The organism is Streptomyces sp. SID8352 (assembly GCF_009862265.1).
Lineage (GTDB): Bacteria > Actinomycetota > Actinomycetes > Streptomycetales > Streptomycetaceae > Streptomyces.
In genome coordinates, this window is sequence record NZ_WWGX01000072.1 from 36311 (window position 1) to 59813 (window position 23503).

20 protein-coding genes and 1 pseudogene are annotated in these 23503 nt (G+C 75.9%); 6 read left to right on the plus strand and 15 right to left on the minus strand.

The features are described 5' to 3' along the window. Positions 1-119 precede the first annotated feature (119 nt). The 9 genes from GTY84_RS22210 to GTY84_RS22245 form a co-directional block, all read right to left on the minus strand. Entirely contained in the window at positions 120-629 is a 510-nt protein-coding gene (locus tag GTY84_RS22210) for an amino-acid N-acetyltransferase (RefSeq protein ID WP_161228077.1), read from the minus strand. Positions 630-638: 9 nt separating this feature from the next. Further along, positions 639-1061 carry a BlaI/MecI/CopY family transcriptional regulator gene (locus tag GTY84_RS22215; RefSeq protein WP_265296204.1) on the minus strand — a complete coding sequence of 141 codons (423 nt, stop codon included), beginning with the start codon at positions 1059-1061 and terminating at the stop codon, positions 639-641. Between the two features lie 243 nt (positions 1062-1304). Further along, positions 1305-1475, minus strand: coding sequence for a hypothetical protein (locus tag GTY84_RS33090; protein WP_202551581.1), 171 nt, complete (start codon positions 1473-1475; stop codon positions 1305-1307). 23 nt (positions 1476-1498) lie between these two features. Beyond that, the gene (locus tag GTY84_RS22220; RefSeq protein WP_237532512.1) at positions 1499-2080 is read right to left on the minus strand and encodes a hypothetical protein; all 582 of its coding nucleotides are present in this window, start codon (positions 2078-2080) and stop codon (positions 1499-1501) included. Between the two features lie 293 nt (positions 2081-2373). Further along, complete coding sequence (locus GTY84_RS22225) at positions 2374-3171, minus strand: type III pantothenate kinase (RefSeq protein WP_161228078.1); 798 nt, start codon at positions 3169-3171, stop codon at positions 2374-2376. 4 nt (positions 3172-3175) lie between these two features. After that, positions 3176-4156: a carboxylating nicotinate-nucleotide diphosphorylase gene (gene nadC, locus GTY84_RS22230; protein ID WP_161228079.1), complete on the minus strand. Its 981-nt coding sequence runs from the start codon at positions 4154-4156 to the stop codon at positions 3176-3178. After that, complete coding sequence (locus GTY84_RS22235) at positions 4153-5892, minus strand: L-aspartate oxidase (protein ID WP_161228080.1); 1740 nt, start codon at positions 5890-5892, stop codon at positions 4153-4155. Before GTY84_RS22235 ends, nadC begins: the two co-directional genes overlap by 4 nt. Next, positions 5889-6881, minus strand: a complete 993-nt coding sequence (panC, locus tag GTY84_RS22240) for a pantoate--beta-alanine ligase (RefSeq protein WP_161228081.1) — start codon at positions 6879-6881, stop codon at positions 5889-5891. The genes GTY84_RS22235 and panC overlap by 4 nt, the downstream gene beginning before the upstream one ends. Further along, entirely contained in the window at positions 6878-7807 is a 930-nt protein-coding gene (locus GTY84_RS22245) for a DUF2520 domain-containing protein (protein WP_161228082.1), read from the minus strand. The genes panC and GTY84_RS22245 overlap by 4 nt, the downstream gene beginning before the upstream one ends. 366 nt (positions 7808-8173) lie before the next feature. Here GTY84_RS22245 and GTY84_RS22250 point away from each other — a divergent pair, with 366 nt between their 5' ends. Both GTY84_RS22250 and GTY84_RS22255 read left to right on the plus strand, forming a co-directional pair. Continuing rightward, positions 8174-9439 carry a beta-eliminating lyase-related protein gene (locus tag GTY84_RS22250; RefSeq protein WP_161228083.1) on the plus strand — a complete coding sequence of 422 codons (1266 nt, stop codon included), beginning with the start codon at positions 8174-8176 and terminating at the stop codon, positions 9437-9439. Between the two features lie 178 nt (positions 9440-9617). Beyond that, positions 9618-9920 (plus strand): annotated as a pseudogene (locus tag GTY84_RS22255) (metalloregulator ArsR/SmtB family transcription factor); the annotation flags it as partial. Between the two features lie 105 nt (positions 9921-10025). Here the strand turns inward: GTY84_RS22255 and GTY84_RS22260 are convergent. From GTY84_RS22260 to GTY84_RS22270, 3 genes are all read right to left on the minus strand, one after another. Continuing rightward, complete coding sequence (locus GTY84_RS22260; protein WP_161228084.1) at positions 10026-10649, minus strand: AAA family ATPase; 624 nt, start codon at positions 10647-10649, stop codon at positions 10026-10028. Between the two features lie 121 nt (positions 10650-10770). Then, complete coding sequence (locus GTY84_RS22265; protein ID WP_161228085.1) at positions 10771-11445, minus strand: response regulator transcription factor; 675 nt, start codon at positions 11443-11445, stop codon at positions 10771-10773. A gap of 100 nt (positions 11446-11545) precedes the next feature. Next, the gene (locus GTY84_RS22270; RefSeq protein WP_161228086.1) at positions 11546-12745 is read right to left on the minus strand and encodes a sensor histidine kinase; all 1200 of its coding nucleotides are present in this window, start codon (positions 12743-12745) and stop codon (positions 11546-11548) included. A 430-nt stretch (positions 12746-13175) separates the two neighbouring features. On the opposite strand from GTY84_RS22270, the gene GTY84_RS22275 reads away from it, so the two are divergent. Then, positions 13176-14279 carry an SAM-dependent methyltransferase gene (locus GTY84_RS22275; protein ID WP_161228087.1) on the plus strand — a complete coding sequence of 368 codons (1104 nt, stop codon included), beginning with the start codon at positions 13176-13178 and terminating at the stop codon, positions 14277-14279. On the opposite strand, the gene GTY84_RS22280 is transcribed toward GTY84_RS22275, so the two are convergent. Then, entirely contained in the window at positions 14244-15395 is a 1152-nt protein-coding gene (locus tag GTY84_RS22280; protein WP_161228088.1) for an NADH-quinone oxidoreductase subunit D, read from the minus strand. The two genes, GTY84_RS22275 and GTY84_RS22280, sit on opposite strands and share 36 nt — an antisense overlap. 313 nt (positions 15396-15708) lie before the next feature. On the opposite strand from GTY84_RS22280, the gene GTY84_RS22285 reads away from it, so the two are divergent. Together GTY84_RS22285 and GTY84_RS22290 are read left to right on the plus strand one after the other, a co-directional pair. After that, a complete protein-coding gene (locus tag GTY84_RS22285) occupies positions 15709-16131 on the plus strand; it encodes a PH domain-containing protein (protein ID WP_161228098.1) in 423 nt (140 codons plus the stop codon). Beyond that, positions 16128-17450 carry a PH domain-containing protein gene (locus GTY84_RS22290; RefSeq protein WP_345943500.1) on the plus strand — a complete coding sequence of 441 codons (1323 nt, stop codon included), beginning with the start codon at positions 16128-16130 and terminating at the stop codon, positions 17448-17450. The genes GTY84_RS22285 and GTY84_RS22290 overlap by 4 nt, the downstream gene beginning before the upstream one ends. Before the next feature lie 708 nt (positions 17451-18158). Here GTY84_RS22290 and GTY84_RS22295 read toward each other — a convergent pair. After that, positions 18159-19613 carry a hypothetical protein gene (locus GTY84_RS22295; RefSeq protein ID WP_237532513.1) on the minus strand — a complete coding sequence of 485 codons (1455 nt, stop codon included), beginning with the start codon at positions 19611-19613 and terminating at the stop codon, positions 18159-18161. Positions 19614-19888: 275 nt separating this feature from the next. Next, positions 19889-21013, minus strand: a complete 1125-nt coding sequence (locus tag GTY84_RS22300) for an alpha/beta hydrolase-fold protein (protein ID WP_161228090.1) — start codon at positions 21011-21013, stop codon at positions 19889-19891. A gap of 213 nt (positions 21014-21226) precedes the next feature. On the opposite strand from GTY84_RS22300, the gene GTY84_RS22305 reads away from it, so the two are divergent. After that, positions 21227-23023 (plus strand): phosphatidylglycerol lysyltransferase domain-containing protein, encoded by a 1797-nt coding sequence (locus GTY84_RS22305; protein ID WP_161228091.1) that lies wholly within the window; start codon positions 21227-21229, stop codon positions 23021-23023. The last annotated feature ends 480 nt before the right edge of the window (positions 23024-23503 follow it).

Sequence of the window (23503 nt, forward strand, 5' to 3'; positions counted from 1 at the left end):
CGGACATAGGGACCGCGTGCGGCACCCCTCCGAATAAACGCGGCGAACGGCCGCCGATGCCCGGGATGATGCGCGGTGATCGCGGCCGATCCCCGATGTCACTTGGCGAAGTCCGGCGATCACAGATGCAGAAGCATGCGGCTGTTGCCCAGGGTGTTCGGTTTCACCCGTTCGAGACCCAGGAACTCCGCTACGCCCTCGTCATAGGAACGCAGCAGCTCCGCGTACACGTCCCGGTCGACCGGGGTCTCCCCGATCTCCACGAAGCCGTGCCTGCTGAAGAAGTCCACTTCGAAGGTCAGGCAGAATACCCGGCGAACGCCCAGCGTGCGTGCGGTCTCCAGTAACTTCTCCAGCAACTGGTGGCCGACGCCGGCCCCCTTCAGACCGGGCTTCACCGCGAGAGTCCGCACTTCCGCCAGGTCTTCCCACATCACGTGCAGGGCACCGCAGCCGACGACCTCGCCGTTGTCGTCCCGTTCCGCGACCCAGAACTCCTGGATGTCCTCGTAAAGCGTCACCATCGCTTTGTCGAGGAGGATGCGCTCGTGGACGTAGGTGTCGAGGAGCCTGCGCACGGCCGGGACATCGCTGGTGCGGGCCCTCCGGACGGTGATGGCTTTTGGCATGGGGGGACGCTATCGCCCGCCCGCGCCGGGAAGGGAACCGGGGTTCGGCTCGGGTTCCGGGTTCCGTGATTCCGGGGCCTGGACGATACGGATGGCGTCCGCCAGCGCCCCCCGCTGTTCCTCGCTCATCATGCCGAAGAAGGCCACCAGCGCGGCGGCGGGGTTGTCGCTCTGCGACCAGGCGTCGTTCATCAGTGCGGCGGCGTAGGCGGCCCGGGTGGAGACGGCCTCATATCGATAGGCCCGGCCTTCCGCCTCGCGGCGCACCCAGCCCTTCTGATGAAGATTGTCCAAAACCGTCATCACTGTGGTGTAGGCGATGGACCGTTCCTGTTGGAGGTCTTCGAGGACTTCCCGGACGGTGACCGGGCGGTTCCACTTCCACACCCGCGTCATGACCGCGTCTTCGAGTTCTCCCAAGGGGCGAGGCACGGTCAGAACAATACGGGGGAAACGGGACATTTGATGGCTGGGCATGCGCCTGTGTCGACAGATCGCCATAAAAAGGGCGTACGACGGGTGCCGGAGCACGCGTCGTACGCGGAGTCGCCGAGCGGTGCCGCGAGGTCACGGCCCCTGGGGGGTGGGCGCGCAGGGGCGGAGGGGGGTCGGCGCGGGCGCGGTACGGCGCGGTACGGCACCGGCCGCGCCGTCGTGCCGTGCCGCGCCGGGGTGTCAGGACTCCCGGTGGGCCGCGGTGCCGTCCGTCCGGGCGAGGGCGGCGTCCACGGCCGCGTCCTCCTTGGCCTTGTTGGCGCCGCCCTGGGTCTTCACGATCACCCTGATCACGCCGATGAAGAGCGCCGCCATGACGAACGGGGGCGTAAGCGCGGAGACGTATTCCATGGCTCCAGAGTAGCCAGGGCCGCTCAGCCCGCGGCGAGGTGGTGCCGGGAGCCGGGGGCGGGCGGGTTGGGCCTGCGCCGGGGGAAGACCTCGCCGGGGGTGGGGATCGGGCGGCGGGGGTCGGCCGGGGCGGGCGCGGGGGCCGGCTTCCGGGCGGGTTTCCGGGCCGGGTCCTGCGGCGGCTTCTCGTCGGCCCGGCGCCCGCCGGGGAGGGCGAGCAGGTGGCTGCGGGCGGCGGGGACGGGGCGGCACCGGGCCAGCAGCACGGCGGCGGCCGGCGTGCCGCGCAGGGCCCGCAGGGCGGCGAGGTCGTCCGCCCCGGGCTGATGGCCGGCGTCCAGCGCCTCGGTGAGGACGGCGAGGTAGCCGGTGACGCTGCCGGGGAGGGCGGCGCGGTAGCGGGCGAGGTCGGCCAGCAGGAAGGCGCGCAGGCGGGTGGCCTCGTCCATCGCCTCGTCCAGGGACTCCGCGAGGCGGAGACAGTCATGGACGTCCTCGGCGGAGGCGGGACGGGGATGCAGGGCGAGGGCGAGGGCGCGCCGGAGCACACGCAGTTCCTGTGCGCCGAAGGCCATCCCGCCGCGGGGTCCGTAGGGCGTGGGCATGGGCCGACGATACGCGCTAATCGGACAAAATCCCCATAGCGCCCCGGCGTGGCGCGTCATCGCGCCCCCGAAGGGGTGCCTGTCCGAGCCCGGGGGCCGGTGCCGCCCGCGACAGCCCGAGCGGCCCGCCGGACCCGCCCCGCGCGGCCCGAGGACGGGTCCCGGCCGCGCGGGGCGGCTCCGCGTCCGGGCGGCTCCGCTCCCGGCGGCCCGAGGACGCGCCCCTCCCGGGGCGTCCCGGCCCGCGCGGGCGGCTCCGGAGAGGGGTACGGCTCCGGAGCCGGCGGGAGGCGTCAGGCGCGGGGGACGTTGCGCTCGTAGACCAGGCGGAGCCCGATCAGCGTCAGCCACGGCTCGTGCTCGTCGATCACCGACGACTCGCCGAGCACCATCGGCGCCAGGCCCCCCGTCGCGATGACGGTCACCTCGTCCGGGTCCTTCGCCAGCTCCCGCGCCATCCGCCGGACCACCCCGTCGACCTGGCCCGCGAACCCGTAGACGATGCCCGCCTGCATCGCCTCCACCGTGTTCTTGCCGATCACGCTCCGCGGCCGGGCCACCTCGATCTTGCGGAGCTGCGCGCCCCGCACGCCGAGCGCCTCCACGGAGATCTCGATGCCGGGGGCGATGACCCCGCCGATGTACTCGCCGCGCGCGCTGATCGCGTCGAACGTGGTCGCCGTGCCGAAGTCCACCACGATCGCCGGGCCGCCGTACAGGTCGACCGCGGCGGCCGAGTTGATGATGCGGTCGGCGCCGACCTCCTTGGGGTGGTCGGTGAGGATCGGCACCCCGGTCCGCACGCCCGGCTCCACCAGCACCGCCGGGACGTCGCCGTAGTACCGGCGGGTGACCTCGCGCAGCTCGTGCAGGACGGAGGGGACGGTGGCGCAGATGGCGATGCCGTCGATGCCGTCGCCCAGCTCGTCGCCGAGCAGCGGGTGGCGGCCCATCAGCCCCTGCAGCAGCACCGCCAGCTCGTCCGCCGTACGGCGCGGGTCGGTGGAGATGCGCCAGTGTTCGACGATGTCCTCGCCGTCGAACAGCCCCAGGACGGTGTGGGTGTTGCCCACGTCGATCGTCAGCAGCATGGCCCTACACCGCTTCCCGCAGGTCCAGGCCGATGTCCAGGACGGGGGAGCTGTGGGTGAGGGCCCCCACGGCCAGGTAGTCGACGCCGGTGGCGGCGTAGGCGGCCGCGTTGTCCAGGGTCAGCCGCCCGGACGCCTCCAGGGCGGCGCGGCCGTCGACCAGGGCCACCGCCTCCTCGCACTCGCCCGGCGTGAAGTTGTCCAGCAGGATCAGGTCGGCGCCCGCGTCCAGCACCTCGCGGAGCTGGTGCAGGGTGTCCACCTCGACCTCGATCGGCACCTCGGGGAAGTGCTCGCGAACCGCCCGGAAGGCCGCCGCCACCCCGCCCGCGGCCACCACGTGGTTGTCCTTGACCAGGGCCGCGTCGGAGAGCGACATGCGGTGGTTGACGCCGCCGCCGCAGCGGACCGCGAACTTCTCCAGCGAGCGCAGCCCGGGGGTGGTCTTGCGGGTGTCGCGGACCCTGGCCCGCGTCCCCTCCAGGACGTCCGCCCAGGCACGGGTGGCCGTCGCGATGCCCGACAGGCGGCACAGCAGGTTCAGCGCGCTGCGCTCGGCGGTGAGCAGGTCGCGGGTGCGCGAGGTGACCGACAGCAGCCGCTGGCCCGGCTGCACCCGGTCGCCGTCCGCCACGTGCCGATCGACCTCGAACTCCTCCTCGCAGACGAGGGACAGGACCGCCTCGGCGACCCTGAGCCCCGCCACCACGCCCGCCTCGCGCGCCGTGAAGTCGGCGGTGGCGACCGCGTCCTCGGGGATGGTGGCGACCGTCGTCACGTCCACGCCGTGCGCCAGGTCCTCGCCCAGGGCGACGTTGGCGATGTCCTCGACCTCCACCGGGTCGAGCCCGGAGTCGAGCAGGAGCGCCGCCAGGGCCGGGTCGAGTCCGCACTCCTGGTACGTCTCGCCGTCGTGGTCCGCGGCGCAGGCGCAGTCGCCGCCGCAGCCGCCGGAGGAGGCCAGGGGAAGGTCGGGGGTGTTCACTGCTGTCGCTCCTGGGGGCGCTGCGCCGGCCGGGGGCCGGGGGTGGTCGGAGGGAACTCCGCGGTCGGTGTGGTGTGCACGGCGAGCGTACGGTCCGGGTTCAGCCGTACCACGACGTGGCGCCGCCAGGCGGTGTCGTCGCGCCCCGGGCGGTCCTCGCGCCAGTGGCAGCCGCGGGTCTCCTCGCGCCGGGCCGCGGCGGCCACCAGGACCCGCGCCACGCACAGCAGGTTGGTCGCCTCCCAGGTGTCGACGCCGGGCTCGGCGGTCTTGCCGTGCTCGCGCAGCGCCTCGCGGGCCGCGCCGTGCAGGTCCTGCAGCTTCCCGGCGGCCCGGTCGAGCGACGCGGCGGACCGCAGCACGCCGGCGCCCTCGGTCATGGCATGCTGGATGGCGAAGCGGGCCTCCGCGGGCAGCAGCGGGTGCGCGGGGGACTCCGGGTGCGGGACCTCGGCGGGGACGCGGGCCCCCAGGGTGCCGTCGGCGTGGCGGGCCGCGACGTCGGCGGCGATGCGCTCGGCGTAGACCAGGCCCTCCAGGAGCGAGTTGGAGGCCAGCCGGTTGGCGCCGTGCACACCGGTGCAGGCGACCTCCCCGCACGCGTACAGGCCCGGCACCGTGGTGCGGCCCCGGGAGTCGGTGCGGACACCGCCGGAGGCGTAGTGCGCGGCCGGGGCGACCGGGACCGGTTCGGTGACCGGGTCGATGCCGTGGGCGCGGCAGGCGGTCAGGATCGTCGGGAAGCGCTGCTCCCACATCTCGGCGCCGAAGTGCCGGGCGTCCAGGTACATGTGCCCGGTGCCCTGCTCCAGCATCCGCCGGGTGATGCCCTTGGCGACGATGTCCCGGGGCGCCAGCTCCGCCAGCTCGTGCTGCCCCAGCATGAAGCGCACGCCGTCCGCGTCCACCAGGTGGGCGCCCTCGCCGCGCACGGCCTCGGAGACCAGCGGCTGCTGGCCCTCGGCGTCCGCGCCCAGGAACAGCACCGTGGGGTGGAACTGGACGAACTCCAGGTCGCTGACCTCGGCCCCGGCGCGCAGGGCGAGGGCGACGCCGTCGCCGGTCGACACGGAGGGGTTGGTGGTCGCCGAGAAGACCTGGCCCATGCCGCCGGTCGCCAGGACCACGGCGGGGGCGTGCACCGCGCCGACGCCGTCGTGCCGGCCCTCCCCCATGACGTGCAGGGTCACCCCGGCGGTGCGGCCGTCGGCGTCCGTGAGGAGGTCCAGGACCAGCGCGTTCTCCACGGTGCGCACGCCCCGCACGCGGACCGCCTCGACCAGGGCCCGGGAGATCTCCGCGCCCGTGGCGTCGCCGCCCGCGTGGGCGATGCGCCTGCGGTGGTGGCCGCCCTCCCTGGCCAGTGCCAGGCCGCCCTCGTCGGACTCGTCGAAGTGCGCCCCGGTGTCGATGAGCCGCCGCACGGCGTCGGGGCCCTCGGTGACCAGGATGCGCACCGCCTCCTCGTCGCACAGCCCGGCGCCCGCGACGAGGGTGTCGTCCAGGTGCTGCCCGGGGGTGTCGCCCTCGCCCAGGGCCGCCGCGATGCCGCCCTGCGCCCAGCGGGTGGAGCCGTCGTCCAGCCGGGCCTTGGTGACGACCACGGTGTCCAGCCCGGCCGCCTCGCAGCGCAGGGCGGCGGTCAGGCCGGCGACGCCGGAACCGACGACCACGACGTCCGCGGCGACGGCCCAGCCGGGCGCGGGGGCGTGCAGTCGTATGCCTGTGCTGGTCACGAGGCGGCTCCGAAGGTGAGGGGGAGGTTGTCGATCAGCCGGACGGCGCCGACCCTGGCGGCCACCGCGAGGACGGCCGGGCCGGTGTACCCGTCCGCGATCGCGGTGAAGTCGGACGGATCGACCAGGGCCAGGTAGTCCAGCTCCAGCGGCGGATCCAGGCGGGCCGCCTCGTCCAGCACCAGGCGGGCGGCGGCCCGCACCGCCGACGGGCCGCCCGGGGCGGCGCGGGAGACGGCGTGCGCGTCGGCCGCCGCCCGGGACTCGCCCAGGGCGTCGAGCGCCTCCGCGCGCGCGGGCGTGGCGGGCACCTCGCGGGCCCGGGCGCTCAGCGCCTCCTGCGCGGCGAGCCGGTCCACCCCCGCGAAGAGCGCCCGGGACAGCCCCAGCGCGGTACCGCGCTCCCGGGGCGAGAGGAAGCGGTTGCGGCTGGACAGGGCCAGCCCGTCCTCCTCGCGGACGGTGGGGACGGCGACGACCTCCACGCCGAAGTTCAGGTCGCTCGCCATGCGGCGGATCAGGGCGAGCTGCTGGGCGTCCTTCTGTCCGTAGAGGGCCAGGTCGGGGCGGGTGAGGTGGAGAAGCTTGGCGACGACGGTGAGCACGCCGTCGAAGTGCCCGGGGCGGGAGGCGCCCTCCAGGCGTCCGCCCATGGGGCCCGCGCTGACCCGCACCTGGGGCTCGCCGCCCGGGTACACCTCCTCGACGGAGGGGGCGAACACCGCGTCGGCGCCCGCCCGCCCGGCCACCTCCAGATCGGCCTCCAGGGTGCGCGGATAGCGGTCCAGGTCCTCGGCCTCGCCGAACTGGAGCGGGTTGACGAAGACGGTGACGACGACCTCCCCGTCCGCGCCGACCCGCTCGCGCGCGGCGCGGATCAGGGTGGCGTGGCCCTCGTGCAGGGCGCCCATGGTCATCACGACGGCACGGCGGCCGCGGCGCTCGCGGTCGCGCAGCTCCCCGGCGGTGCGCAGCAGGGCGGTGGTCATCGGGTGTTCCCTTCGGTGCCGTCGGCCGCGTGGGCGAGGACGCCGAGCAGGTCCTCCGCGAGCTCGGGCCTGAGCAGTCCGTGGGCGAGCGCCCGGTCGGCGGTCGCGCGGGCCATCGCCAGGTACCCGGCCACGGCCTGCGGGGCGTGCGCGCGCAGCTCCTCGACGTGGGCGGCGACCGTGCCCGCATCCCCGCGCGCGACGGGGCCGGTCAGCGCCGCGTCGCCGGAGCGCAGGGCGTTGTCCAGGGCGGCGCCCAGCAGCGGGCCGAGCATCCGGTCGGGGGCGGCGACGCCCGCCGTGCGCAGCAGCTCCATGGACTGGGCGACGAGGGTGACCAGGTGGTTGGCGCCCAGGGCGAGCGCCGCGTGGTAGAGCGGGCGGCGCTCCTCGGCGATCCACTCCGGCTCGCCGCCCATCTCGATCACCAGGGCCTCGGCGGCCAGCCGCAGCTCCTCGGGCGCCGTGACGCCGAAGGAGCACCCGGCGAGCCGCTGGACGTCCACGGGGGTGCCGGTGAACGTCATCGCGGGGTGCAGGGCCAGCGGCAGGGCCCCGGCGCGCAGGGCGGGCTCCAGCACCCTCACCCCGTACCGCCCGGAGGTGTGCGCCAGGAGCTGGCCCGGGCGCACCGCCCCGGTCTCCACCAGCCCGGCGACCAGGCCGGGCAGGGCGTCGTCGGGGACGGTCAGCAGCACCAGCTCGGCGCGGCCCAGCACCTCGGCGGGGGCCACCAGCGGCACGTCCGGGAGCATGGCCTCGGCGCGCCTGCGGGAGGCCTCGGAGACGCCGGAGACGGCCACCGGCCGGTGCCCGGCCAGTTGGAGTGAGGCGGCCAGCGCGGGACCCACGCGTCCGGCGCCGACGACGCCTACGGTGAGCCGCGCGGGGCGGTCCTTGGGATCCGGCTGTGGGGTTGGATTCACGCGGCGGGGCCTTCCCGTTCCAGTCCGCTCGGGGTACCGGACGATTTCTCGTCATGTTAACGCTATCGGTGCGGGCTCCGTCCGGCCGTCCACAGGCTGTGGGCGACCGACGGGTTCCCAGGGCTCGGCGGATTCCCCGGGGCCCGGGGGAATCGCTCGCCGACGGGGCACGGGGGAACGCCGGGTCGGGGAACGCGCGGGCGCGGGGCGTGCGCCGGGCGGGCGCGCGCAGGGTGGCCGACACCGCCCACCTGCCCCGGCTCCGGCAGGGTGCCCGCGCGGGCGCGCACGGGCGAGGAGGCCGGCGCGGCCGGAGGTGGTGAGGGCGGGGTGCCCGCGCGGGCGCGCACGGGGCATCATCCCGGCATGAGCGACTCAGCGGCGCGTACGGCGGACACGGACCCCCGGGCCACTTCGGGTGCCCCGCCCCCGGCGGACGGGAGCGGGCGGGACAGCGGCCCGGACGAGACGGCACCTTCCGGCGGGCCGGAGGAGCGGCTCGCCGTGCTGAGGGAGCGGCGCACCGCCGCCCACCGCAGCGCCCGGCGCGCCCTGGCGGGCCCAGGCTTCGGCGCCAGCCTGCGCGAACGGCTCGCGCTGCTGGACGGCGCGGCGGAGTTCCACGATCTCGACGAGCCCTCGGACCTCTACGGGGACGGCGTCGTGGAGACCCTGGAGGAGCGGGTGGCCGCCCTCCTGGGCACCGAGGCCGCCGCCTTCTTCCCGACGGGCACCATGGCCCAGCAGGTGGCCCTGCGCTGCTGGGCCGGCCGCACCGGCGACCGGGCGGTCGCGCTGCACGGGCTCAGCCACCCCGAACTCCACGAGGGCGACGCCTTCAGCCAGGTCAGCGGGTTGCGCCCGGTCAGGATCACCTCCGCGCCCCGGCAGCCGACCGCCGACGAGGTGCGCGACCTGGCGGAGCCCTTCGGCGCGCTGATGCTGGAACTGCCGCTCAGGGAGGCCGGCTATCTGCTGCCCACCTGGGAGGAGCTGACGGAGACGGTGGCCGCCGCGCGGGAGCGCGACGCCGTGGTCCACTTCGACGGCGCCCGCCTCTGGGAGTCCACCGTCCACTTCGGCCGCCCCCTGTCCGAGATCGCGGGCCTGGCGGACAGCGTCTACGTCTCGTTCTACAAGTCCCTCAAGGGCTACGGGGGCGCCGCCCTGGCCGGGCCGTGCTCGCTGATGGAGGAGGCGCGGACCTGGCGGCACCGCTACGGCGGCGCGGTCTTCCAGCAGTTCCCCACGGCCCTGTCCGCGCTCGCCGGGCTGGAGCGGGAGCTGCCCCGGCTGCCCGGTTACGTCGCCCACGCGCGGGTGGTGGCCGCCGCGCTGCGCGAGGGCTTCACGGCGGCCGGGCTGCCCTGGGCACGGGTCCACCCCGGGGTGCCGCACACCCACGAGTTCCAGGTCTGGCTGCCCCACGACGCCGAGGCCGCCGCGGAGGCCGCCGTACGGCAGGGCGAGGAGACCGGGACCCTGCTCTTCGCCCGCTCCTGGCAGGCCCCCGGACCCGGCATCGCGGTCACCGAGGTCGGGGTGGAGGCGGCGGGCCTGGAGTGGACGGCCGACGACGTGCGGGCGGCGGTCGCGGACTTCGCCGCCCGGCTGCCGGGGGCCGACGGCTGACCCGGCCGACGGGCGACCCGCCCGGCGGCCGACCGGGCCCGGCGTCCCGGGCGGGCGCCGGTCCCGCTCCGGAAGGGGTGCCCCCCGGGAGGACGGGGAGCCCCGGAGGCCGTCGGTGGTGCCCGGGCACGGCCGGGGCCCAGGGGCGGCGCGGCCTGGCCTCGGGCGGCGCGGCGTACCCGTCGCCTCCCCCGAGCTGTCCTCGCCGCCCTCGGTGGAGCAGCTCCTGCTGCGGATGACGGCGCTGTCGCACCCGGTGCGGCTGCGGCTCTGCCGGCATCTGGCGCGCAGCGCGTACTCCACCGGCGAGCTGGCGCAGGCCCACGGGATGACGGCGCCGGAGGTGTCCCGGCACCTGGGGGTGCTGAAGAGGGCGGGCCTGATCATCACCCGGCGCCGGGGCCGGTACGTGCCGCACCAGCTGGACGTGACCGTGGTGGCCCGGCTGGGCGGCGACCTCCTGGAGGGCGTCCTGCGCTGACGTCTCCGGCCCGGGGAGCCCCGTACCGGGCGGGCCCCGCGCCGGGCGGCGGGACGGAGGGGACCTGGCGCCGCGCGCGTCACCGCCCGGCCGCGCGCCGCCCCGTCAGTCGAACCGGATGTGCCGCAGCCCCACCCGCACCTGGCGGAGCCGGGTCCTCAGCGGGCCCTCCGCGTTCGGGGCGAGGGTCAGCCCGGCCAGCGCGGCGATCCGGTCCGCGGTGCGCGGCACCGTCGAGTGGTCGGTCCACAGGTGCTCGGCGAACTCCGGCTCGCGCAGCCGCTCCAGGCAGTGGTCGAGCTGCCGCACGGCCCAGTTCTCGCGGGGACCGGTGCGCGCGGCGTGGGCGAGCAGCTGCCCGGGGCCCCGCTCGCGCAGCCTGCGCAGCACCGTCTCGCGGGCGGCCAGCAGGGTGAAGTGGCGGACGTCGTGCCCGCGTTCGCGCAGCCGCCCCACGGTCTCCTCGAAGTGCCCGGCGTCGGTCACCGTCATGGGCACCAGTACCACACCGCCCTGCCCCCGCAGGGTCAGGTCGAGCACCTCCACCACGCCCTGCCGCCAGGCCGCCAGGTCCCGGAAGTCGGTGCGCAGCCCCGGCGGCAGCGTCCGGCGCAGACCGAAGCCGATGTGCTCGGGGTCGCAGACGACGCTGCCGGGCAGGCGGCGCCGCATCTCGAACGCGGTCTGCGTCTTGCCGCCCCCGAAGGGGCCGTTGATCCAGAGGAGCATGCGGCAGACGGTAGCGGCGCCGGCCGTCCGGGTCACCGGCCCGGTCCTGACCGGATCCCGGACCGGTCCGCCCCGGTCCCGCGCCGGGCCCGCGCCGGTCCCTTCCGCGCCGGGGGCCGGGTCAGGCGTGGCCGCCGCCCGCCCGGACCAGTCCGGTCTCGTAGGCCAGGACGACCACCTGCACCCGGTCCCGCAGCCCCAGCTTGGTCAGGATGCGGCCGACGTGCGTCTTGACCGTCGCCTCGGAGAGCACCAGCCGGGCGGCGATCTCCCCGTTGGACAGGCCGTTGGCGACCAGCACCATCACCTCGCGCTCCCGCTCGGTGAGCCGCTGGAGCTCCTTCTGCCGGGGCTCCTGGCCGCCGGTCGGCAGCATCGGGGCGAACCGGTCGAGGAGGCGGCGGGTGGTGGACGGGGCGACCACGGCGTCGCCGCTGTGCACGGAGCGGATCGCGGCGAGCAGCTCGCCCGGCGGCACGTCCTTGAGCATGAAGCCGGAGGCGCCCGCCCTGAGCCCCGAGAAGGCGTACTCGTCCAGGTCGAAGGTGGTCAGGATGAGCACCTTGGGCGGGTCCTCCTGGGCGCGGATGCGGCTGGTGGTCTCCACGCCGTCGAGCTTGGGCATGCGGACGTCCATCAGGACCACGTCCACGGCGGTCGAGCGCAGCACCTCCAGGGCCTCGACGCCGTTGCCCGCCTCCGCGACGACCTCCATGTCCGGCTGTGCCGCGAGCACCATCCGGAACCCGGTGCGCAGGAGCACCTGGTCGTCGACGAGCATCACGCGGATCGTCATCGGGGCCTCTTCCGTTTCTCCGGCGGCGGCGCCCGGGGCGTCCGCCTGTGTGCCGGTCCGTGACAGGTGTCGGGCCGCGCCCGGGGGCGCGGCCGGCGGTTCAGTGCTGCTTGATCGGCAGGAGGGCGCTGATGCGGAAGCCGCCGCCCGGCCGGGGACCCGCGTCCAGGGTGCCGCCGACCATGCCGATGCGCTCCCGCATGCCGATCAGGCCGTGTCCCCGGCCGTCCTCGCCGCCCTCCTCGTAGAGCTCGTGCGGGGCGCCCTTGCCGTCGTCCTCGACGAGGAGGCCGAGGCCGTCGTCGAAGTAGACCAGGCGGACGCTCGCGCCCGCGTTGGGCCCGCCGTGCTTGCGGGTGTTGGTGAGCGCCTCCTGCACGATGCGGTAGGCGGTCAGCTCCACGCCGCTGGGCAGCGGGCGCGGCGTGCCCTCGACCCGGAAGTCGACGGGCAGTCCGGCGGTGCGGCACTGCTCGACGAGGTCCTCGATCTGCCGCACGTCGGGCTGCGGGACGTACTCCCCGGCCTCCCGGTGCTCGCCGGTGCGCAGCACGCCGAGCAGCCGGCGCATCTCCGCGAGGGCCTGACGGCCGGTGGAGGAGATGGTCTCCAGCGCCTTCCTGGCCTGGTCGGGGGCGGCGTCCAGGACATAGGCGGCGCCGTCGGCCTGGACCACCATGACAGAGACGTTGTGCGCGACCACGTCGTGCAGTTCGCGCGCGATCCGGGCGCGCTCGGCGGCGACCGCGACCTTGGCCTGGGCCTCGCGCTCCTTCTCCAGGCGGGCGGCGCGCTCCTCCAGCTGGGCGAAGTAGGCGCGCCGGGTGCGGATGGAGTCGCCGAGCACCCAGGCCAGGGCGAAGGGCACCGCCTGGAAGACCGTTATGGCGATGTTCCCGGCGAGCCCGCTGCTCTCCTGGGGCCAGCGCACCTGGGCGACGGGCGCCGCGACCAGGCCCAGGGTGAGCGCGGCCCGGGAGGACCAGCGGGCGCCGGTCGCGGCCACCGTGTAGACGATCACCAGCAGCGCGAAGTCGCCGATCATCGTGGAGACGTCCAGCAGGAGCTGCGCCAGACCGGTCGCGCCGGCCAGCAGCAGCATCCGCTCCGGCATCCTCCGGCGCAGCGCCACCACCACCGAGAGCAGCACCAGGATCGGCACGATCAGCGCCATGCGCGTGGTGCCCACCTCGTCCGGCACCGAGGCCTCGGACGCCACGGACATCCCGAACAGGACGAGGGCCCAGAAACAGTCGACCCCGGTCGGGTGTCTGCGGAGGAAGTCGTAGAGGCGCTGCACGCCATCCAGCGTATGGAAGCGGGACGGGCGCAGGGGTCAGCCGAAGGGCCGATCCGCGCCCCCCGCGCGTACTCCCCAAGGTGGAGGCCCCCTTTCCCACGGCCTCGGCCCGCCGCGCCCGGCGCGTGTCCCGCCGCCCCGCGCGCGGCCCCGGGCATCCGCGCCGGGAGCCCGCCCCGGGCACCCCACCGGTACCGCCCCGGGGCACCCGGGATGCCCCGGTGGCGCCCCCGGGGCGTCCCGCCCGGCCCCACCCCGGCGCCGTCCCCGAAGGCCCCCGGCGCCCCGCCGGACACCGCGCCAGGGGGCGGCCCCGGAACACCGCGCCCGCGCGGGTGCCCGGCCCGGACGGCCGCTCCCGGGCAGGCCCTGGGGCCTCTCGTTCGGATCATGCCGGGCTCGTCCGAACGAAAGACCCTAGTCTGGGCGCGTGAGAGACGCGACACGGAGCCCCGCGCGGGCGCGGGGGTGGCGGGAGGCCACCGAGGAGGCCCTGTACGGGCCGGACGGCTTCTACCGCCGCCCCGAGGGCCCGGCCGGGCACTTCCGTACGTCGGTGCACGCGTCGCCGCTGTTCGCCGGGGCCGTGGCGCGGCTGCTGTGCCGGGTGGACGCGGCGCTGGGGCACCCCCCGGAGCTGGCCTTCGTGGACATGGCCGCCGGGCGCGGCGAACTGGCGGCCGGCGTGCTGGCCGCGCTGCCCCCCGCCGTGGCCGCCCGCACCACCGCTTACGCGGTGGAGGTCACCCGGCGCCCCGGCGGGCTCGACCCCCGCGTCCGCTGGCTGCCCGCGCCGCCGCACGGGGTCACCGGGCTGCTGTTCGCCAACGAGTGGCTGGACAACGTCCCCCTGGACGTCGTCGAGACGGACGGCGCGGGCGTGGTCCGCCGGGTGCTCGTCGCCGGGGACGGCACCGAGCGGCCCGGGGCGCCCGTGGACGGCGTTGACGCCGCGTGGCTGGCGCGCTGGTGGCCGCTGCCGGGCACGACGGCCCCCGGAACCGGGGCGGGCGCTGCCGGGACGCGGGAGGCGGCGGCCGGGGCGGCGGTGCCCGGCCTGCGGGCCGAGATCGGGCTGCCCCGGGACACGGCGTGGACCTCGGCGGTCGCCACCCTGGAGCGGGGGCTCGCCGTGGCCGCCGACTACGCCCACACGGCCGGCGCGCGACCGCCGTACGGAACGCTGACCGGGTTCCGGGAGGGCCGCGGGACGGCGCCGGTGCCGGACGGGTCCTGCGACATCACCGCCCATGTGGCCCTTGACGCCTGCGCGGCGGCACCCGGGCTCCCCGGGGCGCTGCTGCTCCCCCAGCGCGCGGCCCTGCGCGCCCTGGGCGTGACCGGCGCGCGCCCCCCGCTCGCGCTGGCCTCCCGGGACCCGGCGGCGTACGTGCGCGCCCTAGCGGGCGCCTCCGAGGCCGCCGAGCTGACCGCGCCGGACGGGCTGGGCGGCTTCCTCTGGCTGGCGCAGCCGGTCGGCCCGCCGGACGCGTCCGCGCTACTTGTCGATGTCGCCGACCACGAAGAACAGTGACCCGAGGATCGCCACCATGTCCGCGACCAGCGTCCCGGGCAGCAGCTCCACCAGCGCCTGGATGTTGTTGAACGAGGCCGAGCGCAGCTTCAGCCGGTACGGCGTCTTCTCGCCCTTGCTGACCAGGTAGTAGCCGTTGATGCCGAGCGGATTCTCGGTCCAGGCGTACGTGTGGCCCTCGGGGGCCTTCAGGACCTTGGGCAGCCGCTGGTTGACCGGGCCGGGCGGCAGCTCGGCCAGGCGGTCCAGGCAGGCGTCGGCGAGGGCGAGCGCGTTGTGGGTCTGCTCCAGGAGGCACTCGAAGCGGGCGAGGCAGTCGCCCTCGGCCCGGACCGCGGGTCGCAGGGTGCCCTGGAGTTCGCCGTAGGCGAGGTACGGCTCGTCGCGGCGCAGGTCGAAGTCGACGCCGGAGGCGCGCGCGATGGGCCCGCTGACGCCGTAGGAGTGCACGGCCCGCGCGGACAGAACGCCCACGCCCCGCGTGCGCCCGCGGAAGATCTCGTTGCCGAGCACCAGGTCGTCGTAGACGTCCATCCGGGAGCGCACGGAGGCGACGGCGGAGCGCGCGCGGGCGGTCCAGCCGGCCGGGAGGTCCTCCTTGAGGCCGCCGACGCGGTTGAACATGTAGTGCATCCGCCCGCCGGACACCTCCTCCATGACGTTCTGGAGCACCTCGCGCTCCCGGAAGGCGTGGAAGACGGGGGTGATGCCGCCCAGCTCCAGGGGGTAGGAGCCGAGGAACATCAGGTGGTTGAGGACCCGGTTCAGCTCCGCGAGCAGGGTCCGCGTCCACACCGCGCGCACGGGGACCTCCATGCCGAGCATCCGCTCCACGGCGAGGACCACGCCCAGCTCGTTGGAGAACGCCGACAGCCAGTCGTGGCGGTTGGCGAGCATGATGATCTGCCGGTAGTCACGGGCCTCGAAGAGCTTCTCCGCGCCGCGGTGCATGTACCCGATCACCGGCTCCGCGCTGACCACGCGCTCGCCGTCCAGGACCAGCCGCAGCCGCAGCACACCGTGCGTCGACGGGTGCTGGGGGCCGATGTTGAGCACCATGTCGGTGCTCTCCGCGGCGCCGCCGATACCGACCGTGGTCTCCGTCGTGGGCGTCATGGTCCCAGTCTCCCCTACGTACGCTGGGCCCATGGAAACGGGGAGCCCGTACGACGACACGGGCGGCGCGGCGACGGAACCGGCGACGGCACCCGGCACGGCCGGGGCGGTGGCTCCGTCCGGTGCCGGGGCGCGGACGGCGGCCGGTACGGCGGCGGCGCCGGGCGCAGCGGCCGGGGCGGCACCGGGCACGGAAGCGGCAGCGGGCACGACCGGAACGGCTCCCGCGGCCGGAACGGCTCAGGGCACGGCCGGGACGGCTCCGGCGGGCCCCGGCCCGGAGTGGACCGGGCTGCCGCCGGGGCTGCTGCGGATGCGGCGGCTGCTGCTGGTGGTGTGGCTGGGCCTGCTGACAGTCGCCGCCGGGCTGGTCCCGGGGCTGGTCCTGGGCCCCCCGTGGGCGGCCCTCGCCGCGCCGCCGCTCGCCCTGCTGGTCTGGGGCTGGGTGATGCTGGAGCGCAACTGGCGCTCCTGGCGGTACACCGAGCGCGCCGACGACCTGCTGATCAGCCGCGGTGTGCTCTGGCGGACGACGACCGTGGTGCCGTACGGCCGGATGCAGCTCGTCGAGGTGACCTCCGGGCCCGTGGAGCGGCACTTCGGACTGGCCAGCGTGCAGCTGCACACGGCCGCCGCCGCGAGCGACGCCACCGTCCCCGGCCTCGACCCGGCCGAGGCGGAGCGGCTGCGCGACCGGCTGACCGAGCTGGGCGAGGCCCGATCGGCGGGGCTGTGAGCACACCGGAGCCGCGGCCGGTGGACCGGGTCACCGAGCGGCGGCTGCACCCCGTCACCCCGCTGCGCCGGGCATGGGCGCCGATCGCCGTGCTCATCGGCTGGGCCGTGCACGACCCCGACCAGGCGCGCCGCCACCTGACCCACCTGACCACCACGACCCTGCTGGTCGGCCTCGCCGTACTGATCCCGGCCGCCGCCCTGTACGGCTTCCTGACCTGGTGGTTCACCCATTTCGCGGTGACCGACACGGAGCTGCGCATCCGCACCGGGCTGCTGTTCCGGCGCACCGCGCACATCCGGCTGGAGCGGGTCCAGGCCATCGACGTCACCCAGCCGCTGCTGGCCCGGATCGCCGGGGTCGCCAAGCTGAAGCTCGATGTCGTCGGCACCGACTCGAAGGACGAACTGGCCTTCCTGGGCGCGGACGAGGCACGCGCGCTGCGCGCCGAACTCCTCGCCCGCGCCGCCGGTTTCGCTCCCGACAGCGCCCGCGAGGTCGGCGAGGCCCCGTCCCGCCAACTGCTGCGGGTACCGCCCGGGGTGCTCGCCGTCTCGCTGCTGCTGACCGGCGCCACCTGGGCCACCCTGGCCACCGCCCTGGTCGTGCTGCCCGTGTTGTGGACGTTCACCCACAGCCCGTGGACGCTGCTGGCCCTCGCCGTACCACTGCTCGGCGCGGCGGGCGCCGCCAGCGTGGGCCGGTACGTCAAGGAGTACGACTGGACGGTGGCCGAGTCGCCGGACGGCCTGCGCATCGACCACGGGCTGCTGGACCGGGCCCACGAGACGGTGCCGCCGGGCCGGGTGCAGTCGGTGCGGATCGTGGAACCGCTGCTGTGGCGCCGCCCCGGCTGGGTGCGGGTCGAGCTGGACGTGGCCGGTTCGGCCAACTCCCTGCTGCTGCCGGTCGCCCCGCGCGCGCTCGCCGAGTCGGTCGTCGCCCGCGCCCTGCCCGGGGTGACGGTGCCGCCGCCGTCCTCCCTGTCCCGCCCGCCGGGCCGGGCCCGCTGGTGCCGACCGGTGTGGTGGCGCGGCCACGGGGTGGTCGTCACGGACACGGTGTTCGCCGCCCGGCGCGGGCTGTTCCGGCGCACCCTGTCACTGGTCCCGCACGCCAAGGTGCAGAGCGTCCGCCTGACGCAGGGGCCCGTGCGGCGCGCGCTGGACCTGGCCGACGTGCGCGTCGACACCGGCGCCAACGGGACGGTCACCGCCGGCCTCCGCGACGCCGCCGAGGCCGCGGCCCTGCTCCAGCAGCAGGCCGACCGCTCCCGCACGGGCCGCAGGGACGCCCAGCCGGACCGCTGGATGACGTGAGCCACGGCCGGGGGCGGGAACGGGTGGCCGGGCCCGGGCCCTGGGCCGGGGTGGGCTCCAAGAGTCCGGCTCCGGCCCCGGGCCCCGGGACAACCGGTGACCGGCTGCCGGGGGCCGGAGATGCCAGGTGGCCGGTCCGGGTGCCGGTGCCGAGGCGTCAGGTGACCGGCTCGGGTTCCGGGACCCGAGATGCCAGGTGGTCCGGACCGGCTCGGTCTCCGGTGCCCGGTGGTCCGGCGCCGAGCAGTGCGCCCCGGGCGCGCTGCTCCTCGACACCCTGTCCCGGACACCTGACCTGGACGCCAGGATCCCGGGTACGAACGCCCCGCCTGGAACCCGGATACGAACCCCCCGCCCGGACCCCCGGGAACCCACCCCCTGTCAGGGACCTGGGCACCCGGCCCGGGAACCGGGCCACCCGACCGTCCGCCGGGCCGCAGGTGGCCCGCCCGCCGACCACCCGCACCGGGACGGTGGGTACCCCCAAACAGGGCACCAGGCAACCGGACCCGGCACCCGGCACCCGGCACCCGGCACCCGGCACCCGGCACCCGGCACCCGGCACCCGACCGTAATAACCGGTCCCTGGTGGGTACTGGCAGCGGCACCCGGCCCAGGCATCCGGCCCGGGAACCGGCCCCGGGCACCCGGAGACCGCGCCACAGGACCCTGGCCCGAGGGGCCCGCCACCCCCCACGCGCCCCCGGGTCAGGAGACCGCGCTGCGCAGCCCCTTGACGTCGATCTGCTCGGTCTCGTCGTGGGCGGTCAGGTCGATCACCCGATCGGTGCCCCGGGTCTCCCGGGCCACCGGTTCGCGCCGGGCCCGCGTCTCGGCCTTGTGCAGGGCGAGCGTCTCCTCGCCGATCACGTCGGCCAGGTCCTCGTCCTGGACCGACTCCAGCGCCTCCCTGGCCCCCCTGGCCGCCTCGGCGCCCCGGGCGGCGACGGGGGCCCCGGTCCGGGGGCCGCCACCGGCCTCGCCGGTGAACCCGGTGCCCTTGGTGCCGAAGAAGTCGAAGCCGCCCTCGACCCGGGGCCGCCGCGCGGGCTCCGCCGGGGCGACCGCCACGGCGGCCTCCACCGCGAAGTGCGCCGAGGCGGCCGACCGGGCGGAGGGCGCCGCGGCAGGGCCGTCGTCGGCCGAGCCGTCGCGCGGCCGGACGACACCCTGCGGCGCGGGCTCGGCCGCCGTCACGGCCTCTCCCCCGCCATCGCCGTCGTCCCCGCCGTCGCCGTCGCCGTCGCCGCCACCGTCCGGATCGGGGTCGGGCTCGGCCCCGTCGGTGTCGTCCGCCCGGTCGCCCTCGCCGGCGCTCTCCGCCGCTTCGGCGCCCTCCGGACCCCCGGCGTTCTCCGCGCCCTCGGCGTCGTCCTCCACCGCGCCCGCTGCGACCTGCGAGTCGTTCTCGTCGCCGTCGGCGGCGCCGTCGGCGCCCTCGTCGCCGCCCTCGTCGTCGTCCGGCACGCCGAGCCGGTTCAGCGCCTCGTTGGCCAGGGCGTACAGCCGGGCGGCGCCTCCGGCCGGGAAGGCGGCCAGGATCTCCCGGACGGCCTCACCGGCCTCGTCGGGCTCCTCCGCGCCGACGCGCTCCGCCACTCCCGCGGACGCCTCCGGGCCCCCGGCCCGCACCGCACCGGCGGACCTCCCCGGCCCGGCGGCCGGCGCCAGCCCGGTCGGCCGCACCGGCTCACCCGGCGTCGCCGTCACCGGGGCCGTGCGGGGCGCCGGGAGCGCGCGGGCCGGGGGCACGGTCTCGATCTCCAGCAGCCGACGGCCCTCCAGGGCGCTGGCCCGCTCGGTCTCCGCCGTGGCGTACCGCCGCAGCAGGGCGGCGTGCTCGTTGCGCAGCTTCGCCAGCTCCGCGCGCTTGGCCCGCAGCTTCTGCTCCAACTTCGCCCGCAGTTCGCGCGACTCGTCCAGGTCGGACTCCAGCTCGGCGGCCCGCTCCTCGTGGCGCCACTCGTCGCTCGCCCGCGCGCGCGAGAGGTCGGCGACGCGCTTGCCCGCCTGCGCGTCCCAGCGGCGCATCACGACGGCGCCGACGACCGCCGTCACCGCGGCGGCCGCGGCCAGGGCGCGCAGCACCGTCGTCTCCGCGACCACCCAGGGGCCGACGGCGCACACGACGGAGACGCCCGCGATCGCCGACGGCGGAAGCATCCTGTGCAGGGGCGGGGAATGGCGATGACGTCCACGTGGCATGGCCAGAAACTTACCGCGCGTAGGGGATTCTTGGCGCCCCGCCCCGCGAAAACACCCTTTCCTCCCCGGCGTTCACGGCCCCCCGGCATTCGGCCGGCCGAACCCGGACCGAATTCCCCCAAGATCATTTTCCGGGACGGCGCCGGAAACCCCCGCGGCACCCGCCTCAACACCGCTGGGCGACGGGCCCGGACGGCGCCCGGGTCACCGCCCGCGCCGCCCCCGCACGCCTCTCACCGGGGGCTCAGCCGCTCGCTGAGCCACTCCAGGGTCGGCGGGATCTCCCGGCGCCACGTATTGAAGTTGTGACCGCCGCTTTCCAGGATGATCGACGAGATCCGCGTCGGCTTCCCGCGCTTCGCCCGCTCAATGAACTCCAGGGTGTCCCGGTAGTTCGACTCCCCGGAGCGGCTGCTGGTGACGAGCAGTGAAGTGTCCGGCGGTGGAAGGTGTTCGAGGCTCCACCACAGGTTCGCCCGATTGCGCAGCGCGCGGTCCCCGCGGAACAGGTCGCCGGTCGTGGCGTCCACGGGGGCGTCGTAGTACGCCGACAGCCCGGCTCCGGCGGCGTAGACGCCGGGATGGTGCAGGGCGAGCTTCAGCGCGCAGTACCCGCCGGTCGAATTGCCCACGACGCCCCAGCTCCCCGGCCCCCGGCCCACCCGGTAGTGACCGAGCACGGCCTCGGGCAGGTCCCGGGCGAAGAACGACTCCGCGCGGGGACCGCCCGGCACGTCCACGCACTCCGTGTCGCGCGGCGGCGCCACCGTCGGCCGCAGCATGACCAGGATCATCGGCCGCATCCGCCCGTCCCTGGCCAGGTTGAGCGCCGTCCGCGGATAGTGCAGCTTGTCGACCAGCGCCTCGGCCGTCCCCGGGTAGCCGGTCAGCACCACGGCCACGGGGAAGGTGCGGGCGCGGTGGCGCGGCTGGAAGTACTCCGGCGGCAGGTACACGTAGGCGGGGGTCGTGATGCCCGTCGTCCGGCCGACGATCTCGACCCTCTGGACCTGCCCGCCGGACTCCGGGCGGCCGGTGCCCGCCGGGACCACCCGCCGGGTGTCGACCACCCGCACGCCGGACGGGGCACCGCCCGCGGAGTGGTCGACGACGACGCCCCGCCCTGTCTCCCGGCCGAACAGGTCGGCCCAGCTCGCGTAGAACCCGAAGGACTGGTTGGCGACGAGGGCGACCGCGGCGAAGACGGCCGCCTGGGTCGCGAACAGCAGCCCCACCCGCGCCCCGACGGTCCGCCAGCTCTGCCGGGCCAGCCTCGGCCACAGCCACACCGTCCCGGTGAACAGCAGCACCCCGCTGAGCACGGCCAGCGCCAGCACCGCTCCACTCGTGAGACCCATACGTCCTGTCCGCCTGCGCTTTCCTGTGATGGCCCGGGCTCCGGAGCCGTCCGGACCGGAAGATTCCGCACGGGTTCCGTACCGGCCGAATGAACCTCGACCCGCCGCACAACGTCCTAGAAGGCGCAATGCCACCGGAAGCCCCGAACGGGCCCGGAGCCAAAGGTCTCTCGCGGAGCAACGGGTACGATGTCTGTCAGGACAGATGACGAAATGTCGGGTGGGGTTCCGAAGCGCGGGATCCTGAGCCGGGTCCTGCGCGGGCCACGCCCCGAGGCCGTCCCCCGCCTCGCGGGCCGGGCGTGCACCCTGGTGGGGCTGGTGGACATCGCGGCCGGTGTCTTCCCCCGCTTCCGGCACAGCCGGATGCACGCCCTCGCGGAGGTCCTGCCGGGCTCCTTCGGCCCGTTCGCCGCGGCCCTCTCGCTCAGCGCCGGCGTCCTGCTGCTGCTCCTCGCCCACGGCCTCAGGCGCCGCAAGCGGCGCGCCTGGCGGGCCGCGGTGGCGCTGCTGCCGCTCGGCGCCCTCGCCCAGTTCGGCTACCGGCACTCCTTCGCGGGCGTGCTGATATCCCTGGCGCTGCTCGCGCCGCTGCTGCGCCACCGCGACCAGTTCGCGGCACTGCCCGATCCGCGCAGCCGGTGGCGGGCGCTCGCCAACTTCGTTCTCATGAGCGCCGGTTCCGTCCTGCTCGGCCTCGTCGTGGTCAGCGCCCACCCGGGGCGCACGGTGGGCGATCCGAGCCTGGCGGACCGTCTGAGCCATGTGCTGTACGGCCTGTTCGGCGCGGAGGGACCGGTGGACTACCGGGGCACCACCTCCTGGACGGTCGCCTTCTCCCTCGGCGCCCTGGGCCTGCTGACCGCCGTCACCACCGTCTACCTGGCCTTCCGGCCCGAACACCCCGCGGCCCGGCTCACCCCGGACGACGAGGCACGGCTGCGCGACCTGCTCGCCCGGCACGGCGGCCGGGACTCCCTCGGCCACTTCGCGCTCCGCCGCGACAAGGCGGTCGTCTTCTCCCCCAGCGGCAAGGCGGCCGTGACGTACCGCGTGGTCTCCGGGGTGATGCTCGCCAGCGGGGACCCGATCGGGGACGTGGAGGCGTGGCCGGGCGCGATCGAGCGCTTCATGGACGAGGCCCGCCGCCACTCCTGGACACCGGCCGTCATGGGCTGCTCCGAGACCGGCGCCGAGGTGTGGACCCGCGAGACCGGGCTCGACGCGCTGGAGCTGGGCGACGAGGCGGTGGTGGACGTCGCGGATTTCTCCCTCGCCGGCCGCGCGATGCGCAATGTCCGCCAGATGGTCAAGCGCATCGAACGAGCCGGTTACGAGACCCGGGTACGGCGCGTGGCTGACCTGGGCGACGCCGAACTGGACCGCGTCCGCAGGGCCGCCGAGGACTGGCGGGGCACGGACACCGAGCGCGGCTTCTCCATGGCCCTGGGCCGCATCGGCGACCCCGCCGACGGCGACTGCCTGATCGCCACGGCGCACCGGGCCGACGGGGCACCCGGGGAGTACGGCGACCTGAAGGCGATCCTGCACTTCGTGCCGTGGGGCACGGACGGGGTGTCGCTGGACCTGATGCGGCGCGACCGGTCGGCCGACCCCGGCATGAACGAACTGCTGATCGTCGCCGCGCTGCAGGCCGCGCCGCGGCTGGGGATCGCCCGGGTCTCCCTGAACTTCGCGATGTTCCGCGCGGCGCTCGCCCGCGGCGAGAAGATCGGGGCGGGCCCGGTGCTGCGGGCGTGGCGGGGGCTGCTGGTGTTCCTCTCCCGATGGTTCCAGATCGAGTCCCTGTACAAGTTCAACGCGAAGTTCCGGCCGCGGTGGGAACCGCGCTTCGTGGTCTACCGCGCCTCGGCCGACCTCCCGCGCCTCGGCCTCGCCGCGATGCAGGCGGAGGGCTTCGTCACCCTCCCCCGCCCCCGCCTCCTCCGCCGCCGGGCCACCCCCCGCCCCCCGTGCCCCCACCAGGACCCGAACCCCACCACGGCCTGACCGCCCCGCCCGCACACCCGAGGAGCCGCGCCCCCCCCCGCGACGCCACCGGCCTCCGGCACGCACGTCGATGACGCCCCCGCAGGACCGCACCCGGCAGCCGACCGCACCCAAGGGACCCCGCCCCCGCGCACGACAGGAGCCGGAAGAGAAGGACAGCGAGCCCCGCACCCGCGCACGGCGCGAAGGGGACGGAGAAGACTGGGCAAGGTGCCCACACCCGCGCACGGCGGCAAGGGGACGGAGAAGGGCGGGCGAGGTGCCCGCGCACGGCGAGAGCCTGTAGGACAAGGCCGGGCGTGGGACCCGCACCCGCGTACGGCGGCAAGGGGACGGGGCGGGGGTGGCCGCCCGCAGAGGTTGGCGCGTCAACAGAGTGCGCCCCACAACCACCCCATTCCGCGCCGTTCCGAGGACGACCACCCCCGCCCCGGCCCCAACCCCAAAACACCAAAGGCGCAACAAACACCCCCACCCACC

Excerpts from the sequence above, each read along its gene's own strand:
- GTY84_RS22210 (WP_161228077.1), bottom strand. The coding sequence starts at position 629 with ATGCCAAAAGCCATCACCGTCCGGAGGGCCCGCACCAGCGATGTCCCG.
- GTY84_RS33090 (WP_202551581.1), bottom strand. The coding sequence starts at position 1,475 with ATGGAATACGTCTCCGCGCTTACGCCCCCGTTCGTCATGGCGGCGCTC.
- GTY84_RS22220 (WP_237532512.1), bottom strand. The coding sequence starts at position 2,080 with ATGCCCACGCCCTACGGACCCCGCGGCGGGATGGCCTTCGGCGCACAG.
- GTY84_RS22225 (WP_161228078.1), bottom strand. The coding sequence starts at position 3,171 with ATGCTGCTGACGATCGACGTGGGCAACACCCACACCGTCCTGGGGCTG.
- panC (WP_161228081.1), bottom strand. The coding sequence starts at position 6,881 with ATGACCACCGCCCTGCTGCGCACCGCCGGGGAGCTGCGCGACCGCGAG.
- GTY84_RS22250 (WP_161228083.1), top strand. The coding sequence starts at position 8,174 with ATGAGCGACTCAGCGGCGCGTACGGCGGACACGGACCCCCGGGCCACT.
- GTY84_RS22260 (WP_161228084.1), bottom strand. The coding sequence starts at position 10,649 with ATGCTCCTCTGGATCAACGGCCCCTTCGGGGGCGGCAAGACGCAGACC.
- GTY84_RS22265 (WP_161228085.1), bottom strand. The coding sequence starts at position 11,445 with ATGACGATCCGCGTGATGCTCGTCGACGACCAGGTGCTCCTGCGCACC.
- GTY84_RS22280 (WP_161228088.1), bottom strand. The coding sequence starts at position 15,395 with ATGACGCCCACGACGGAGACCACGGTCGGTATCGGCGGCGCCGCGGAG.
- GTY84_RS22285 (WP_161228098.1), top strand. The coding sequence starts at position 15,709 with ATGCGGCGGCTGCTGCTGGTGGTGTGGCTGGGCCTGCTGACAGTCGCC.
- GTY84_RS22295 (WP_237532513.1), bottom strand. The coding sequence starts at position 19,613 with ATGCTTCCGCCGTCGGCGATCGCGGGCGTCTCCGTCGTGTGCGCCGTC.
- GTY84_RS22300 (WP_161228090.1), bottom strand. The coding sequence starts at position 21,013 with ATGGGTCTCACGAGTGGAGCGGTGCTGGCGCTGGCCGTGCTCAGCGGG.
- GTY84_RS22305 (WP_161228091.1), top strand. The coding sequence starts at position 21,227 with ATGTCGGGTGGGGTTCCGAAGCGCGGGATCCTGAGCCGGGTCCTGCGC.